This is a genomic window from Saccharospirillum alexandrii, from assembly GCF_043641555.1.
Lineage (GTDB): Bacteria > Pseudomonadota > Gammaproteobacteria > Pseudomonadales > Natronospirillaceae > Saccharospirillum > Saccharospirillum alexandrii_A.
Genome location: NZ_JBHZRJ010000003.1, coordinates 791,111 through 808,144 on the forward strand (window position 1 = coordinate 791,111; position 17,034 = coordinate 808,144).

Annotated in this window: 14 protein-coding genes; 8 read left to right on the plus strand and 6 right to left on the minus strand. The window is 56.0% G+C overall.

Annotated elements, in window-relative coordinates; genetic code table 11:
• Positions 1-92 precede the first annotated feature (92 nt).
• The 5 genes from ychF to ispE form a co-directional block, all read right to left on the minus strand.
• A complete protein-coding gene (ychF, locus tag ACHUE7_RS13745; protein ID WP_127555686.1) occupies positions 93-1,184 on the minus strand; it encodes a redox-regulated ATPase YchF in 1,092 nt (363 codons plus the stop codon).
• A gap of 25 nt (positions 1,185-1,209) precedes the next feature.
• Positions 1,210-1,800, minus strand: a complete 591-nt coding sequence (gene pth / locus ACHUE7_RS13750) for an aminoacyl-tRNA hydrolase (RefSeq protein ID WP_394170480.1) — start codon at positions 1,798-1,800, stop codon at positions 1,210-1,212.
• A 117-nt stretch (positions 1,801-1,917) separates the two neighbouring features.
• On the minus strand, positions 1,918-2,553 hold the full coding sequence (locus tag ACHUE7_RS13755) for a 50S ribosomal protein L25/general stress protein Ctc (protein ID WP_127555684.1): 636 nt from the start codon (positions 2,551-2,553) through the stop codon (positions 1,918-1,920).
• Between the two features lie 120 nt (positions 2,554-2,673).
• The gene (locus tag ACHUE7_RS13760) at positions 2,674-3,600 is read right to left on the minus strand and encodes a ribose-phosphate pyrophosphokinase (RefSeq protein ID WP_463558946.1); all 927 of its coding nucleotides are present in this window, start codon (positions 3,598-3,600) and stop codon (positions 2,674-2,676) included.
• Between the two features lie 93 nt (positions 3,601-3,693).
• On the minus strand, positions 3,694-4,557 hold the full coding sequence (ispE, locus tag ACHUE7_RS13765; protein WP_394170482.1) for a 4-(cytidine 5'-diphospho)-2-C-methyl-D-erythritol kinase: 864 nt from the start codon (positions 4,555-4,557) through the stop codon (positions 3,694-3,696).
• Positions 4,558-4,961: 404 nt separating this feature from the next.
• On the opposite strand from ispE, the gene ACHUE7_RS13770 reads away from it, so the two are divergent.
• From ACHUE7_RS13770 to ACHUE7_RS13785, 4 genes are all read left to right on the plus strand, one after another.
• Complete coding sequence (locus ACHUE7_RS13770; RefSeq protein ID WP_394170483.1) at positions 4,962-5,942, plus strand: TAXI family TRAP transporter solute-binding subunit; 981 nt, start codon at positions 4,962-4,964, stop codon at positions 5,940-5,942.
• 86 nt (positions 5,943-6,028) lie between these two features.
• Positions 6,029-8,215, plus strand: coding sequence for a TRAP transporter permease (locus ACHUE7_RS13775; protein WP_394170484.1), 2,187 nt, complete (start codon positions 6,029-6,031; stop codon positions 8,213-8,215).
• A gap of 224 nt (positions 8,216-8,439) precedes the next feature.
• A complete protein-coding gene (locus ACHUE7_RS13780) occupies positions 8,440-10,263 on the plus strand; it encodes a sensor histidine kinase (protein WP_394170485.1) in 1,824 nt (607 codons plus the stop codon).
• Positions 10,260-11,630, plus strand: a complete 1,371-nt coding sequence (locus tag ACHUE7_RS13785) for a sigma-54-dependent transcriptional regulator (RefSeq protein ID WP_394170486.1) — start codon at positions 10,260-10,262, stop codon at positions 11,628-11,630. The genes ACHUE7_RS13780 and ACHUE7_RS13785 overlap by 4 nt, the downstream gene beginning before the upstream one ends.
• A gap of 189 nt (positions 11,631-11,819) precedes the next feature.
• On the opposite strand, the gene ACHUE7_RS13790 is transcribed toward ACHUE7_RS13785, so the two are convergent.
• Positions 11,820-14,066: a CHASE2 domain-containing protein gene (locus ACHUE7_RS13790; RefSeq protein WP_394170487.1), complete on the minus strand. Its 2,247-nt coding sequence runs from the start codon at positions 14,064-14,066 to the stop codon at positions 11,820-11,822.
• Between the two features lie 171 nt (positions 14,067-14,237).
• Here ACHUE7_RS13790 and ACHUE7_RS13795 point away from each other — a divergent pair, with 171 nt between their 5' ends.
• The 4 genes from ACHUE7_RS13795 (at position 14,238) to ACHUE7_RS13810 (ending at position 16,797) form a co-directional block, all read left to right on the plus strand.
• Positions 14,238-14,609, plus strand: coding sequence for a VanZ family protein (locus ACHUE7_RS13795; RefSeq protein ID WP_394170488.1), 372 nt, complete (start codon positions 14,238-14,240; stop codon positions 14,607-14,609).
• A 9-nt stretch (positions 14,610-14,618) separates the two neighbouring features.
• A complete protein-coding gene (locus ACHUE7_RS13800) occupies positions 14,619-15,065 on the plus strand; it encodes a methylglyoxal synthase (RefSeq protein WP_394170489.1) in 447 nt (148 codons plus the stop codon).
• Between the two features lie 42 nt (positions 15,066-15,107).
• Positions 15,108-15,710: a YitT family protein gene (locus ACHUE7_RS13805; RefSeq protein WP_394170490.1), complete on the plus strand. Its 603-nt coding sequence runs from the start codon at positions 15,108-15,110 to the stop codon at positions 15,708-15,710.
• Positions 15,711-15,774: 64 nt separating this feature from the next.
• A complete protein-coding gene (locus tag ACHUE7_RS13810) occupies positions 15,775-16,797 on the plus strand; it encodes a LacI family DNA-binding transcriptional regulator (RefSeq protein WP_394170491.1) in 1,023 nt (340 codons plus the stop codon).
• Positions 16,798-17,034 lie beyond the last annotated feature (237 nt).

Below are 17,034 nucleotides of genomic sequence, written 5' to 3' on the forward strand. Positions count from 1 at the left end.
CACAAAATCAATGGCTTAGCAGTCTTCAATTGTGCCGGAACATCCGTGTTCCGGAGCAGTCCGTCGACATTATGTCGTATTTCAACAGCCTGTTAGACGTTGAAGCGAAAATGCATCACATCGCCGTCTTTTACGATGTATTCCTTACCTTCAAGTCGCCATTTACCCGCTTCCTTTGCTCCAGCTTCACCGTTGTAGGCGACAAAGTCATCGTAGGAGATGGTTTCCGAACGGATGAACCCTTTCTCGAAGTCAGTATGAATCACGCCGGCAGCCTGAGGTGCCGTTGCCCCCACCTTGACGGTCCAGGCGCGAACTTCTTTGACACCGGCCGTAAAGTAAGTTTGCAGGCCAAGCAGAGAATAAGCCGCCCGGATAACCCGGTTCAGGCCGGGCTCTTCCATGCCCAGGTCGGCCAGGAACTCGGTTTTTTCATCGTCTTCCAGCTCTGCAATCTCGGATTCGAGCTTGTTGCAGATGGCCACGACCTCGGCGTTTTCGGCAGCGGCTATTTCCCGTACCCGGTCGAGCATGGGGTTGTTGTCGAAGCCATCTTCATCAACGTTGGCGATGTAGAGCGTAGGCTTGGTGGTCAGAAAGAAAAAAGGCTTCAGATCCGCTTTTTCGTCGTCGGTCAGCGTTACGCTGCGAATCGGGCGCGCTTCGTTCAGGGCCGGGCGAATCTTCTCCAGAACGGCGACCTGACGAATGGCGTCTTTGTCTTGTCCCTTGGCTTTCTTCTGCAGTTTCAGCAGTTGTTTTTCGAGCATGTCGAGGTCAGCCAGGGCCAGCTCGGTGTTGATGATTTCGATATCCGATGCCGGGTCGATCTTGTTGGCAACATGGATGACGTTGTCGTTCTCGAAGCAACGCACAACGTGGGCAATGGCATCGGTTTCGCGAATGTTGGCCAGAAACTGGTTGCCGAGCCCTTCACCTTTGGACGCACCGGCGACCAGGCCGGCAATATCCACGAACTCCATGGTAGTAGGAATGGTGCGCTCGGGTTTGACGATCTCGACCAGCTTGTCCTGACGCGGATCCGGTACCGGCACGACACCGGTGTTGGGCTCGATGGTGCAGAACGGGAAGTTTTCCGCATCGATACCGGCCTGGGTCAGGGCGTTGAAGAGGGTGGATTTACCGACATTGGGTAGTCCGACGATGCCACATTTAATGCCCATGCTGGGGGTCTCCTGAAGGCAGAGGTCAGTCTGCTTTGAATTGGTGTAATTGGTTCATGGCTTTTTGCCAGTGTCCGGCAACGCACAGGGGTGTTTGCTCGACTGCGGCGTCCAGGGCTCTGGCCAGGCTGATCCGGTCATCGGGGTGTGCTTTTGACAGCACATAGCTGACCACCTGGCTCGCCGATCCCGGGTGGCCAATGCCCAGACGCAACCGGTAAAAATCCCGATTGTTCGCCAGGCAGGCAATGATGTCGCGCAAACCATTGTGACCGCCATGGCCACCGCCTTTCTTAAGGCGGGCTGCGCCGGCGGGCAAGTCCAGTTCGTCATGTGCTACCAGAATTCGTTCGGCCGGTATCTTATAGAACTGTGCCAGCGCAGCGACGCTCTGGCCGCTGCGGTTCATAAAGGTCATGGGTTTGAGCAACCAGACGTCGGCGTTGCCAATGCGCACTTTTGCGGTCATTGCCTGGTATTTGCCGTCGAGCTTCCATTGGCCACCGACGGCTTCAGCCAGTGCATCGACGTACTCGAAGCCCGCATTGTGCCGGGTGTGGTCGTATTGGGTTCCGGGGTTACCCAGACCGACAATCATCTCAATAGGGTCATTCATGAGGGTGCCACTGTGCAACCTTGGTAATGAAAGCAGTTTGGAGAATGGGGGGCATTTTCCAAGCTGCCTGAGCAAAAAAAGGGCCCTGAGGCCCTTTTTACGTTCAGATGACGCTGCTTATTCTTCAGCAGCGTCTTCTTCGGCGTCGTCTGCGTCGTCAATAATGCCAGCTGGCTTAACAACGGAGACAACCGGTGCGTCGTGGTCTGCACCCTTGTTCAGTTCAACCAGCTCTACACCTTTTGGCAACACCAGGTCGCTCAGGTGCAGCACGGTACCCAGTTCAATCTTGGCCATGTCGACTTCGATGAACTCGGGCAGGTCGCTCACTTTACAGGTGATGTCAACGTCGGTGGCGCTGTGCTGGATCTTGCCGCCTTGCAGTTTCACCGCTTTGCACTGGTCTTCATTAACGAAGTGCAACGGCACTTTCTTGTGGACTACGCTGGACTTGGTGACACGTTCAAAGTCAGCGTGTAGCGGGTGACCCTTGGCAGGGTGGCGCTGAAGGTCCATCAGAATGGCCTGTTCTTCCTTGCCATCGATGTTGATGGTCAGGACGTGAGAAAAGAAAGCTTCGTTGTTCAGTGCCTTGACCAGTTCGCGAGCTTCCAGAGTCAGGCTGGTTGGCTTGCGGTTCTTGGCGCCACCGTAAATGATGGCAGGTACTTTGCCTTCTTTACGCAGGCGGCGGCTCGCACCCTTTCCTGCAAGCTCACGCACTTCGGCGTTTAATGCAAAAGAATCGGACATGGTGTTTCTCCAAATATAGGTACCACAGACCGCGACCAGTCTGGGCGGTACCGTTTTTAAAAGTATCGGGTGACTCCCGATAAGCGAATTTAGCTGGGAAAAGTCGGTAAATGTTCCGAATTAACGGAACATTGCACTGATTGATTCCTCATTGCTAACACGGCGCATGGACTCAGCAAGAATCCCTGCCATAGAAAGCTGGCGGATATTAGCACAGTTTTTTGCAGCATCCGAGAGGGGAATCGTATCGGTGACCACCAATTCGAGGTTTGAGTTGGCAATGCGCTCAACGGCCGGTCCACTGAGTACCGGATGAACCGCATAGGCGACCACTTTGTGGGCACCGTGTTTGACCAGCGCCTCTGCTGCCTGGCACAGAGTGCCAGCGGTGTCGACCATATCATCGACAATAACGCAGGTGCGGTCTTTGACATCACCAATGATGTGCATGATTTCTGCCTGGTTGGCCTTGGGCCGGCGCTTGTCGATGATGGCCAGGTCGGCCCCCAGTTGCTTGGCGACGGCCCTTGCCCGAACCACGCCACCGACATCGGGTGAGACCACGATCAGGTCTTCAAAGTCTTGCCGTTGTATGTCGTCGAGCAGAATGGGCGAACCATAGATGTTGTCGACCGGAATGCTGAAAAAGCCCTGTATTTGGTCGGCGTGCAAGTCTACGGTCAGAATTCGGTCGATCCCCACCACCGTCAGCATGTCGGCAACCACCTTGGCTGAAATGGGTACACGCGAACTGCGAGGGCGACGGTCCTGACGGGCATAACCGAAATAGGGCATGACCGCCGTAATACGGCCTGCAGAAGCGCGGCGCAGTGCATCGGCCAGCAGTATGACTTCCATCAGGTTATCGTTCGTCGGGGCGCAGGTGGGCTGAATAATGAAGACGTCTGCGCCACGGACATTCTCATTGATGTCAATGGCGGTTTCACCATCGCTGAACTGGGTAATGGTGGCGTCCCCCATGGGAATACAGAGACGCTCAACCACCTGGTTGGCGAGTTCGGGGTTGGCGTTCCCCGTGAATACCATCATTTTCGACACTTCGAACCACCCTTGTTGGCGTTTGCTTGAACATACGTCAGGTGGTTCTCGCAACCACCTGCCTGGAAACTGGTGTTGCGATTAGCCCTGTCTGGCCAGGGCCTGGTGCAGAGGCGACTGATTAACCCCCCGTGCGGCAAAAGCGCGATAGCCGGGGTGGTGATCTTGAATGCTGCTCAGAATCTGTTGGGCTGCCATTTCGCTTCGCGTCTTAATGAACATACTGGACCCGCTCCCGCTGAGTCTGACCGTATCGGCCCCGTCGCCGGCTAGGGCGCTGAGCGCTGTAAAGGCAAGATCAATATCAGGATAGAGTGCTCTGACCAGGGGCTCAAAATCGTTGTGTCCGGCCCCAGTCAGCGCGGTGCGTATTGTGCTGACTGGGGTATGACGTGTCAATTGAGGATGGCTGAACAATTCAGCAGTGCTGACGTGCACCCCGGGATGAACCACAACAAACCAGTTCAGCGGTAAGTCGACAGGCGTTAATTGCTCGCCGACACCCTCAGCCCAGGCAGAGTGGCCGCGCACAAAAACCGGAACGTCGGCGCCGAGCGACAAGCCAATGTCTGCCAGCTCGTCAACGGAAAGTTTCAGTGACCAGAGCTGGTTCAGCCCCAGTAACGCAGTCGCGCAGTCGGAACTTCCGCCACCGAGGCCGCCTCCGGCGGGCAGCTGTTTGTTCAGATGCAGCCTGGCCCCAGTGCGGTTTCCGGTAAGCGGCTGCAGGGCCCTGGCGGCGCGCATGACCAGGTTGTCGGCTGACGCCAGTTCAGGGTCTGAGCAAGACAGCTCAATGTCGGACCGCGCCAGAGGCTCCAGTGTCAGAGTGTCACCAAAATCGAGCAGTTGAAACAGCGTTTGCAGGCGGTGATAGCCGTCTGGTCGGCGTCCGACTATATGCAGCATTAGATTCAGTTTGGCGGGCGCAGGCAGGGTCAGCACCAGTTTAAACTCCTGAACATCTTGTAAGAGTGGGGTTGCGGACGCCAGTTTACCGCATTGTGGCAGCACTGACTGCCCCGACTTGGGGACTGGTGCAGTGTCGACACCGGTGAATCCTGCTGGGTCTTCAGAGAATGGGTGGGTTTACACCCAACGCTTGGCTGGCGGTGGGTAATAGCTGACCCAGTATTGGCGTCTCTTCGTTCTGAAAGCCCCGGTTTGCCTGCTTTCGGTGCATTGGCCCGCGCCTTGCTACTGTCTTGGTGCGCAGAGCCGGAGGCCGGTGTAATGCCGGTCGACTGAACGCTCGAATAAGAACGAAAACGCACTACACTGGTAGCCACCAGATGTTAACCCTAACGTTTATGTGTTAACCACAACGACAACAACAAACTGGAGTTTCAATGATGTCCAAACGTATGTTTGCCCTTGCGGCACTGTCTGCCTCTGTCATGACCGCCGGCGTTGCGATCGCCGAAGACCGGTCAGACTGGCCTTCCAACTTTACCATTGGTACTGCCAGCCAGGGCGGAACCTTCTTTGCCTACGGCACCGGTTGGGCCAACTTCGTTGCAGAAAACCTGGGTGTAAGTGGTGGTTCTGAGATTACCGGCGGTCCAATGCAGAATATGGCGCTGGTTCATACCAGTGAAGTGGCTTTCGGTCTGACCACCATGGGCCCGGCCCGTGCTTCGATGGAAGGCAATAGCCCACTGGCACCTGGCCTGATGATGGACAACGTTTGCGCTGTCTTCCCAATGTATGAGACACCGTTCTCGGTAACGGCGCTGTCTGATTCCGGCATTGAAAGCATCAGCGACATTCCTGCGGGTGCCCGCATTGGTTTTGGACCGGCTGGTTCAACCTCGGATACCTACTTCCCGGCCATGCTGGAGACACTGGGCGTGGATTTCGAACGTCGCAATGGTGGCTGGAGCGATCTGGGTACCCAGTTGCAGGATGGCCTGCTTGACGTTATCGCCTTTGCCGCCGGTATCCCGATTCCTGCTGTAAGCCAGCTGGAAGTTCAGACCGATGTAAACATCATCGAGTTTACCGAAGATGAAATGAACACCATCATCTCTGAATACCCGGTTTCCGAGTTCACCATTCCGGCCAGCACCTACACAACGTTGACTGAAGGGGCCCGTGCCGTATCCATGTGGAACTTCGCCATTGCAGATTGCACACTGTCAGAAAGCTTTGTGTATGAAGCGACCAAGCTGACCATGGAAAACAATGATCAGATGGTGTCTATCCACAACTCGGCCAGAACCTCGATTCCAGAGAACTACGATAAAAACACCTTTATCCCCTGGCACCCGGGTGCAGCACGCTGGTTTAACGAAAATGGCTATACCATTGACGCTAGCCTGATCAAGTAATCATTCGGGTTTTATAAAAGCCTTTGTTCCAGAAACAGGGTGGCCTTTGGGCCACCCGTTTGCCTGTTTGGGTATGGGTCAGACTTATGACAACAGAAAAAAACACCCCGGAGTCGACGGAAGTCGAGTCCATTGACGATGTAGTTGTGGCAGCAGGGGTTGATGACGAACCGATTGAGCCTAATCGCCGACAGTTTGTCGGCCCGATGCTTTGGCTGATCATGGCATTGTCGATACTCTATTCAGCCTTTCATCTATATACGCTGAACATTGCACCGCTGGAAACCTGGGCGTTTCGTATTCTTCACGTCTGTGGTGCCTCCATTCTCGGTTTTATCCTGTTTTCCGGAGCTCGCTTTGTAGAGAGTGAGAAAGGTGAACAGGGCGCATCATGGACTACCTGGGCGGGCGTTGCCTTGCTGGTGCCAGCCTTTTATGTGCTGGTGCAAACGGCCATCATGCAAAATATTCTGTCTGGCGGCACCTTGCGCTTGCCGGTTGAGATGGAAACCTGGCGATTCGGCTGGCCACTGCTTGCCGTGACGGGCTTGGGCATTGTGCTGAGCTGGTTGCATCGTCGTGACCGAAGCGTGTTCTCTGTGCCAGACCTGGTATTGGTGGTATGCGCCATGTCGGTGGCCAGTTATCTGGTGATCGTCTTTAATACCTCCATTCGTATGAGCACAGGTACGTCTTTCGCTCCGGTTGGTATTTCGTTCGCCGCCGTTGCCGGTACGGCGCTGATTTTTGAGCTGACGCGTCGCGTCGCGGGCTATGCGCTGGTGATTATTTCCCTGGTGTTCCTGGGCTATGTTTTCTTTGGTCCTTACCTGCCGGGCTTTCTTGGCTACCCCGGTCTGAGCGTGCAGCGCTTCTTCAGCCAGGTATATACCGATGCTGGTGTCCTGGGGCCGACCACGGCCGTGTCATCGACCTACATTATTCTGTTCATTATATTTGCAGCCTTTCTGCAAGCGTCCAAAGTGGGTGACTACTTTGTGAACTTCGCGTTTGCGATGGCCGGTCGCGCGCGTGGCGGCCCTGCCAAAGTGGCCATTTTTGCATCCGGTTTGATGGGGATGATCAACGGCACCAGTGCCGGTAACGTGGTGTCCACCGGCTCGCTGACCATTCCGCTGATGAAGAAAGTGGGCTACAACAAGACATCAGCCGGTGCGGTTGAAGCGGCGGCGTCTACCGGTGGCCAGATTATGCCACCGATCATGGGTGCCGGTGCCTTCATCATGGCTGAGATTACCGGTATCCCTTATACGGAAATCGCGATCGCCGCCATTATTCCGGCCATACTGTATTTTGCCTCGGTCTATTTCATGGTCGATCTGGAAGCGGCCAGAACGGGCATGCGCGGCATGCGCGACGATGAACTGCCTTCGCTGCGGCGCATGGTGCGCCAGGTGTATCTGTTTATCCCCATTATCATCCTGATCGGTGCTCTGTTTATGGGGTACTCGGTCATTCGCGCCGGTACCCTGGCGACGGTGTCTGCGGCGGTTGTCAGTTGGATTTCGCCGAACAAGATGGGAATAAAGTCGATTCTGAAGGCGCTTGAGATAGCCGCTTACATGTCGATACAGATCATTGTCGTCTGTGCTTGTGCCGGTATTATTGTCGCGGTTATTTCGCTGACGGGTGTGGGTGCTCGCTTCAGTTCTCTGTTGCTGGGCGTGGCTGAAGCCAGTCAGTTGTTGGCCCTGTTCTTCGCCATGTGCATTTCCATTTTGCTGGGCATGGGTATGCCAACGACAGCGGCCTATGCCGTTGCGGCATCGGTGGTTGCACCAGGCCTGGTGCAGATGGGTATCCCGGCACTGACGGCGCACTTCTTCGTGTTCTACTTCGCGGTAGTGTCTGCCATTACGCCACCGGTGGCGCTGGCTTCCTATGCGGCGGCGGCGATATCCGGGGCCAAGGCCATGGAGACGTCCGTTGCGTCGTTTAAAATGGGTCTGGCTGCGTTCATTGTGCCCTTTATGTTCTTCTACAACAGTGCCCTGTTGATGGACGCAGAACCTTTGGCCATTATCCGTGCGCTGGTGACCGCGATTGTAGGTGTTTACTTGCTGTCGTCGGGTGTACAGGCCTGGTTCTTGCGGTACGCCGCGCCCTGGTACCTGCGCATTTTGTTGATCATTGCGGCGTTTTTGATGATCGAAGGCGGTATCTATACTGACCTGGCAGGCGTCGCGGCCGGTGCCATCGCTTTCTTTGTGCAGAAGGTGATCAACGGGCGCCTGGTTCAAACCCAGCCCTGATGACGCAATGCCAATGAAGGCGGGCTGATTCAGCCGCGCCGAAGCTGATATCAACCCGCAAGTCGACTCCGGCTTGCGGGTTGTTTTGTTTAGGGCGTCGGCGGTTGGTTCGGTGATTGGGCGGCGGGTTCAACCTGGTCACTGTCGGGCAGTAATTCGGGTAGAATTGGCTGGTTGTTGAACGCGTTTGCTGACACCTCCAAGAACTGTAATGGGAACCGAGCATGAAATACCGTACCTGGGGTCTGTTGTTGTTTGTTCTGACCTGTCTGGTGTCCTGGGTTCTGGGCTCTTGGGTGGGGTATCGGCAGGTGGAGCGGGAAAGTCTGGATGAATCCTTCCGGTACTCCCAACTGGTCGCCAACGAACTGAACCGCTACCGGCCCATCCCGGAGCTGATGGCGCAGCATCCGGTGATGCTGGACGTGCTGCGCGATCCGGGCAATCCGGAACTGGTGCTGGCTGCCAATGAAGAAATGAAGCGCATGGCGACCATTGTCGCCAGCTCCGACGTCTATCTGATGAACACCAGCGGGCTGACGATCGCCGCCAATAATTATGAGTTGCCGACCAGTTTTATCGGACGCAACTTTGCGTTTCGCCCCTACTTTTTTGAAGCCATGGAGCGCAATGGCGATGCGCTGTATTACGCCCTCGGTATTACCACCAATGAACGCGGACTGTACTTTTCGCACACAGTAACCTCAGATCAGGAACCCGATCGGCCACTGGGTGTGATCGCGGTAAAAATTCAGGTCAACGAACTGGAATCGCAGTGGCGTCGGCCAGAATCCTTTTCGGTGGCCGAGATGGTGGTGCTGGACCTCGATGGCGTCAGCTTTCTGGCCAGCCGCCCGAACTGGCTCTATCGGGCGTTCGAACCCATTTCTGATCAGCGCCTGGCTGAAATTCGGGCGCAACGCCGGTATTTCGATGAACCTCTGACGCCCATTCCCAAGGCAGAGCGTGGGCGTCCCTGGGGGGTGGGTGAACAGTCGGTTCGGGTGGCCATCAATACCGGTGACAATCAGCAGGAATACCTCAGTGTCGATACTCCCTTACCGCAACTGGACTGGACACTCAGGGTACTGATTGGTACCGATCAGGTACTCTGGACTCAGGTGCAGTTTTTGATCGCCGGTACCCTGGTTTACCTGGGCTGCTTTCTGACCTGGCTTTACCTGCGTGAACGGTACCGGCGCGAAGCCGAACTGGCCGAGCGGGGCGTGCAACTTGAGCACCGGGTGGCTGAGCGCACAGCAGATCTCGAAGCCTCGAACCAGCAGCTCAAGGCTGAAATCCACGAACGGGAAAGGGCCGAGAAAGAACTTAAAGAAACCCAACAGGAGCTGATTCAGGCCGCCAAGCTGGCGGTGCTGGGCCAGATGTCTGCCGGCCTTAATCACGAAATGAACCAGCCGCTAACCGCTATTCAGGCCTATGCGCGCAACAGCCAGCGTTTTCTGGAGCGGGGGGATGCGGAAACGGTGCAATCCAACCTGGGTGAAATTGTTGGGTTGTGTGACAAAATGGCGGAACTGACCCGCCAGTTCAAGGTCTTCGCGCGCAAATCGGAAGGCCCGCCTTCAACGGTCGATTTGCGCTTGCCCATCGACGCTGCGCTGAAAATCATTCAGGCTCAGGACCACAGTGACAGTGTTCAGATCGACTGGCAACGGCCAGACTTTCCGGCTTTTGTGCATGGCGACCTGATTCGCATCGAACAGGTGCTGGTGAATCTTGTGGCCAATGCGTTACACGCTGTCGAGTCGAGCGAGTCACCGACGGTAACGGTGCAACTGGTTACAAAGCCGATGCACTGGGTGTGCCGGGTGCTGGATAACGGTCCGGGTTTGCCAGCCAATACCGAACAGTTATTCGAACCTTTTTTTACCACCAAATCCCTGAAGCAGGGGTTGGGTTTGGGGTTGTCCATATCGCGGCAGATTGTTGATGCGCTCGGTGGGCAATTGACCGGACGCAACCGGACCGATGCCCGGGGGGCTGAGTTTATTGTAGAGCTGAATCGAAGAGAGACGTCGGAATGACTGCCATTGATGTAATGTTTATTGACGATGAATCGACGCTACGGCAGGTCATGTTACAGACGCTGGCGCTGGAAGACTTAACGGCACGGGGCTATGCAGACGGTGCCTCGGCCCTGGCCGAGCTCAAACCGGATTTTCAGGGCGTGGTGCTGTGCGACTATCACATGCCCGGGCTCGATGGACTGGGCGTGCTGAACCGGGTGCGGGCCATCGATGAATCCATTCCGGTCATCATGTTAACCGGTCAGGGCGACATCAGCACGGCGGTCACGGCGATGCAGCAGGGTGCCTATGATTTCATCGAAAAACCGTTCAATCACGATGAATTGATTGAGTTGCTCAAACGTGCGATCGAAAAGCGGCAACTGGCGCTCGAAAACCGCATGCTGAAGGCGCAGCTGCGGCAATTTGTACGCCCGGGCCCGCGCTTGCTGGGGGGTGAGTCGGCGAGCATGAAACGGGTGATGTCGATGCTCGACAGTCTGGCCGAAACCTCGGCCGATATGTTGTTGCATGGCGAGACAGGCTCCGGCAAGGATGCCATCGCCCGCTACATTCATGAGACCAGCCCACGCAGCCAGCACAACTTTGTTGCCATCAATTGCGGTGCTGTGCCCGAAAACCTGATTGAAAGTGAACTCTTTGGCCATGAAGCAGGCGCCTTCACCGGCGCTGACAAAAAACGCATCGGCAAATTCGAACATGCCCACAAGGGCACCATTTTTCTGGATGAGCTGGAAAGTATGCCGTTGCCGCTGCAGGTAAAACTGCTGCGGGTTCTGGAAGAGCGCAAGGTGGAGCGACTGGGCAGCAACACCAGCATCGATGTCGATGTGCGCATCATCGCGGCGACCAAAACCGATTTGAAAAAGCTGAGCGAACAGGGTGATTTTCGGGAAGATCTCTATTACCGGCTCAACGTGATACAAGTCGATATTCCCCCACTGCGCGAACGCAAGGAAGACATTCCCATGCTGTTCCATCACTTCGCGCTGATCGCAGCCGCCCGCTATGACCGGGAAAGTATTCCGCTCAATACCCAGCAAGTTGGCCAGCTGTTACGTCACAGCTGGCCCGGCAATGTCCGTGAATTGCGCAACCGGGCGGAACGCTATGTGCTGATGGGCCCAAGCGCACTGGAAGATTCGGATAGCTCCTATTCAACTGACGTAGCCGGCCGACAAACCCTGGCCGAACTGGTCGATGCCTTCGAACGTTCAGTGCTCGAAAATGCACTGCAGGCATGCCAGGGCAGCATAAAAGACACCATGGTCCACCTGGGGCTGGCGCGCAAAACACTCTACGACAAAATGAAAAAGCACGGCCTCGACAAGGCCCGGTTCAAGGATGACGGCGGCACTGACTAAGCTTAAACCTCAAGTTCTGGAGTTCGGGTTGCTTGAGTGGTGATGGTCCGCATCGGATGCCGGGTATGCCCTTGTGGGGTCGGACGGGGTGCCGCCCACTCAATCCATCCATGGAGCCTAGGCCGCAGCATCCCTGCCATCCGACGCGGGTTTATGGCTACGCAGTCTCACCAACCCCTGAAGCCAGAGTTACTTGCTGGTGTGGGTGTAGGTTCCGTCCCAGTCTAGTGGCATGCCTTCGGCTTCCAGGTCGGTTAGCCGATTCAGGTAGACCTGATACAACGCTGGGCTCTGGCTCTGGTTGATCAGTTCATTTAGTTTCTCGCGGGTGAGCGCCCAGTTCCGGTTCAGGTAGGTTTGGTAGGTGTCTGCCCAGAGGGTCAGTTCCTGTTGCCACGCATCCGAGAGCACTTTTCGTGGCGCGATTGGCTCATAGACGGATACCGGTTCCAGTTTGCCCTTGACCCGAATGCGGTCGATGGGGCGGAAGCTCCAGTCGTCAATGGCGGCATACGTTTCCGGGCCGACCAGAATTTTTACGCCGTAGAACTTGGTCAGCCCTTCAAGGCGCGCACCCAGGTTGACCGCATCGCCGAGCACGGTATAGGCGCGGCGGAAATGTGAGCCCATGTCTCCGACATTCATCGGGCCGGTGTTCAGACCGATGCCGACTTCGATGGTGGGGTAGCCTAACCGGTTCAATTCCGGATTCAGAGTTTTCAGGGTGTTGATCATATCGATCGCGGCTTCGAGTGCATGGCGGGCGTGATCAGGGTCTTTGAGTGGGGCGCCCCAGAACGCCATCACCATGTCCCCGACGTATTTGTCGATGGTGCCCTGGTGATTGAAGATCGATTCGGTAATGGGGGTGAAGTACCGGTTCAGCAGATCCTTCAGCTCGGTTGCATCCAACGATTCCGAGATGGTGGTGAAAGACCGAATGTCGGAAAACAGCACCGTCATGTCCCTGGTTTCACCGGCAAAGCCGAACTCGTTCGGGTGGGCGAGCATGTGGTCGATATGGGCCTGCGGTACATACTGGCCAAACACCGAACTGATGTGCTGTTTGGTCCGCCGCTCGCCCAGAAAACCCTGCAGTAAATGCAGGGCGCTGAGGCCGATGGTCAGCAGCAGGCTGCTGGCCAGTGGCAGCGCCACTTTTTGCTGTTGCCAGAAATAGAAGTTCAGCCCGACCAGTAATGCCAGCAGGATCAGCGTAGCCGATACCAGGCCAAGCGGCCCGATACGGCTGGAAATGACCGAATAGATGACGCCCAGAATCAGTAGGATCAGCGCTGTCAGGGTGTGGGCAATATCCGGTGTGTAGGGGAAGTCTCCGGCGAGCAGGGCGTTGAGCAGGGTTGCGTGAATTTCGACACCGGGGAACTGCGTGCCCACCGGTGTTGTGCGCAAGTCGGCAAGCCCAACCGAGGATGTCCCGACCAGAACCAGGGCATTGTCCAGAACACCCGGTTCAATGCGCTGGTTGAGTACATCGGTTGCCGACAGATAAGGGAACTGACCCTGCGCGCCGAGATAGGGAATCAGCACCCGGCCGGCCACATCGGTGCGAATGCGCTGGTCGGCAAATTGCAGCCAGTTGATGACATCGAGCTGGTCGTTATAACGTGCGACCGACAGGTCGATACCCTCGATAAAGTAGTATGCCAGACCCATAGCCAGCGAGAGTGACGGGTAAAGCGCGCTTTCATACTGGGTGATCAGCGGCGCGCTGCGCAGCACGCCATCGCCGTCGATAGCAGGAACGATAAAGCCAGCCCCTACCGCAGCATCCTGTAACACGGGCAGTGCGCCCGTATAACCCTGGGCTTGCACCGCCAGCAACCGCTCGGCCTGTTCCGGGCTGAGTGAGTAGACCGGCGCGGGTAATTGCCCGGTTCGGGTTGCCGCCTGTTCATGAAACAGAAACGGCATGACGACATCGACACTGGCAAAGGTGTCTGCCAGTTGCTGATCGTATTCCGTCAGTTTGACAAAGGGTGCCAATGCCTCTGCCATGGCCTCATCGCCTTCTTGCCGGGCTTGCAGCTGCAACCGCCGGGTCGGGTTTTCCTGAGGCTCGGACATCAGGATGTCGTAGGCGATTACGACTGCGCCGGCGTCCGTCAGGTTGCGGGTCAGAGTGGCCAGTTTATCTCTGGACCAGGGCCAGCGGCCTTCGGCGAAGAGGCTGGCTTCATCGATGTCGACGATGACAATATTGGCGTCGCTGCGGGCAAAGTGCTCATGGCTGTTGAGCAGGTTGAAGCGCCAGTCGTACAAGAGGTAATCGAGCCGTTTGATCAGCGAGGTCTGGTCGTACCGACCTTGCAGTAGCTGATAGCCGGCCAGTGACAGCGTTATCAGAATGCCCAGCAGCAGCGCGCCCCAGCGCAACCCCCGGGGTGTAATAGTCGGTGACGTCGGCCATGCCATAACGCGGTACTACCTTGAGTGGCTTGTCGTTGTTAAGGAGCCTCCGAATAACTCCCCCAGGGGAGTTGTTCGGAGGCTCCTTAGTCATCAGGATATGGTAAAGTATCGCCTGTGTCCCGCATACTGACCAGTACGGTCGGTTAACGATACTTGCCCGGGAGGGTACTTTTTTTGACGATCAACTGGCGCCGGTTAGTGTCGCCCACCGTGATCCGGACCTTGTTCTGGATGCTGTTCCTGACCATCATAGTCTTGTCGCTTGCGCCCCTGGGGCACCCCGAGTTCTCCCCCAACGACAAGGTGAACCACCTGCTTGGTTGGGGCGCGCTGGGCAGTTTGGCATGCCTTGGCTGGTCAGCCCGTTGGTGGCTGATGTTAGCGCTCTGGTGCGCCAGCTTTGCGCTTGAGGGAGCCCAGGGGCTAACCGGCTACCGCATGTTCAGTCTGGCCGATGCCGTCGCCAATGGCGCGGGGCTGTTGATAGGCCTGGCGCTTGTCTCCCTGTGGGACCGACTGAAGCTCCGTATTTACCCGACTCACTGAGGAATCACAATGGCCAAGCCGAATCGAAACGTAGCCCTGGTGGCGCACGATAACAAGAAGAAAGAACTGGTTGCCTGGGCGCAGGAGAACCAGGCGCTGTTCGAATCACTGGGCATTTTTGCAACTGGCACGACGGGCAAACTGATTGAGCAGGGGTTGAACCGGCCAGTGCAGAAACTGCTCAGTGGCCCTCTGGGTGGCGACCAGCAAATTGGCGCTAAAATTGCCGAAGGGGATATCGATCTGCTGATTTTTTTCTGGGATCCGCTCGAACCACAACCGCATGATCCGGATATCAAAGCGCTGCTGCGCATCGCCGCTCTCTACAATATTCCGGTTGCCTGTAACCGGGCGAGCGCTGATTTCATGATTCAATCACCGCTGTTGCACAGCGACTACACACCGGCGAAGCCTGATTTTTCCATTTATACCCAGCGTATTACACCGGCTGATTAATAACAGTTTGCCTGGCGTTGGTGATTGATCCGGAGATCATTGTTGAAACAAAAAAGCACTCACTCTTTGTTGGAAGATTTGTTCGCGTTGACCGTCGGTGCGGCCTTCGTTTCTTTTGGTCTGTTGATGTTTCAGTATCATGGCTTGCTCACCGGTGGAACGGCGGGGCTGGCGCTGGTGCTTGCCCGAGTGACCGGGGTTGAGTTTGGTCTGTTGTTTTTTGTCATCAACTTGCCTTTTTACTGGTTGGCCATTCGGGGGCTGGGCTGGCGGTTTGCCGTTAACACCTTTATTTCAGTGGCCTGCGTTTCGGTGATGGTGGAAGGCTTGCCTCATGTCATCGGTTTGCAAAACCTGAACCCGGTGTTTGCTGCTCTGATGGGTGGCTTTTTGATCGGTACCGGTATGCTGATTCTGTTTCGTCATGTTGCCAGCCTCGGGGGCGTAGGTATTCTGGCGTACTACTTACAGCAACGGTTTGGCATCAATGCCGGCAGAGTGCAGATGACCGTTGATGTGTGCATTGTGGGCATCGGGTTTTTTCTGGTGTCACTGCCGATGCTGGCGCTGTCTGTGGTTGGAGCCCTGGCGTTGAATATGGTAATTGCATTGAATCACAAACCGGGTCGTTATCAGATTACCTGACACCCGTTTTCATTTATCGTGTGGGTTGTCTTGCGGGTAACTTACAATGAACAGGATCTGATCTATGGCCACAATTCGTGAGGTTTCCAAGCGAGCCGGTGTTTCAGTTGCAACCGTCAGCCGGGTGGTTAATGGCAATCAGAAAGTGGTGGAAGCGACTCGCCAGAAAGTGCTCGAGGCCATGTCGGAACTGGGTTATGAACCCAATTCGTTTGCCCGCAGTCTGGCGACCAACAAGTCGGAAACCATCGGCATGGTGGTGGGTGAGCTGGCCGGCCCGTTCTTCGGTGAAATGATGCAGTTTGCCGAGCGGGTCATTCGCGACGAAGGCAAACACCTGATCATCACCAGCGGTCATGCATCTCTGGCCGAAGAGCGCGACGCCATTGAATTTTTGCTCAAACGCCGTTGCGATGCACTGATTTTACACCTCGATCTGATGTCCGATGCCGAGATACTCAAACGGGTTGATGCTGAACAAACGCCCATCATTCTGGTGAACCGGCTGGTTCCGGAACTGATTGATCAGTGCATCTACCTCGATAATGAAGCCGGTGGTTATCTCGCAACACAGCATCTTATTGAGCGCGGTCACCACCGCATCGCCTGCATTACCGGGCCGCTCTACAAATCCGATGCCCGCGATCGCCTGACCGGCTATCGCAATGCCCTTAAAATGGCCGACATCCCTTACGACGATCAACTGGTGGTGGAAGGCGATTATCTGGAGCAGGGCGGGGAGGCCGCTCTGGAGCGTTTGTTCCGGCGAGATGCCCGATTCAGCGGACTGGTCGCGAGCAACGATCTGATGGCCATCGGGGTGATCAAGGCACTGCGCCGTAATGGTCTCAGCGTGCCCGATGACTGCAGCGTCGTGGGGTACGACGATGTCGTCATGGCGGGCTATATTGAACCTGGGCTGACCACGGTTCGCGTTCCCATTGAACAGTTTGGTGCAGAGGCCGGCCGTTTGGCGCTGAATCTTGGCGAAGGGCACAGCTTTACCGTGCAGCACCTGTTTCAGCCGACGCTGGTTGAGCGGGCTTCAACCCGGGTTTACAGACCTGAGAAGCAAAAGCCCGGGTAACGGGCTGTTTTTTTTGTTATCTCTTGTAACCGGTTACACCTTTGGCTATTAAACCACCTTGTCCCAAGGCGCATTAGCCCCTCACCTTAGCTCGAAACAGCACTAATAGCGCTGCAGGCAGTTGACACCAAAGTTTTCTCTCTTTATCGTTATGTAACCGGTTACATGACATTGCTTTCCGAAGCAGTCGCATCGGCCGCTGTGCTGTCACAGGGCGCAGTCGCAATACCAAACCAC

Bases quoted from the DNA above. Each gene is read 5' to 3' on its own strand.
- ychF (WP_127555686.1), bottom strand. From the start codon at position 1,184: ATGGGCATTAAATGTGGCATCGTCGGACTACCCAATGTCGGTAAATCC.
- pth (WP_394170480.1), bottom strand. From the start codon at position 1,800: ATGAATGACCCTATTGAGATGATTGTCGGTCTGGGTAACCCCGGAACC.
- ACHUE7_RS13755 (WP_127555684.1), bottom strand. From the start codon at position 2,553: ATGTCCGATTCTTTTGCATTAAACGCCGAAGTGCGTGAGCTTGCAGGA.
- ACHUE7_RS13760 (WP_463558946.1), bottom strand. From the start codon at position 3,600: ATGGTATTCACGGGGAACGCCAACCCCGAACTCGCCAACCAGGTGGTT.
- ACHUE7_RS13770 (WP_394170483.1), top strand. From the start codon at position 4,962: ATGATGTCCAAACGTATGTTTGCCCTTGCGGCACTGTCTGCCTCTGTC.
- ACHUE7_RS13775 (WP_394170484.1), top strand. From the start codon at position 6,029: ATGACAACAGAAAAAAACACCCCGGAGTCGACGGAAGTCGAGTCCATT.
- ACHUE7_RS13780 (WP_394170485.1), top strand. From the start codon at position 8,440: ATGAAATACCGTACCTGGGGTCTGTTGTTGTTTGTTCTGACCTGTCTG.
- ACHUE7_RS13785 (WP_394170486.1), top strand. From the start codon at position 10,260: ATGACTGCCATTGATGTAATGTTTATTGACGATGAATCGACGCTACGG.
- ACHUE7_RS13790 (WP_394170487.1), bottom strand. From the start codon at position 14,066: ATGGCATGGCCGACGTCACCGACTATTACACCCCGGGGGTTGCGCTGG.
- ACHUE7_RS13800 (WP_394170489.1), top strand. From the start codon at position 14,619: ATGGCCAAGCCGAATCGAAACGTAGCCCTGGTGGCGCACGATAACAAG.
- ACHUE7_RS13810 (WP_394170491.1), top strand. From the start codon at position 15,775: ATGGCCACAATTCGTGAGGTTTCCAAGCGAGCCGGTGTTTCAGTTGCA.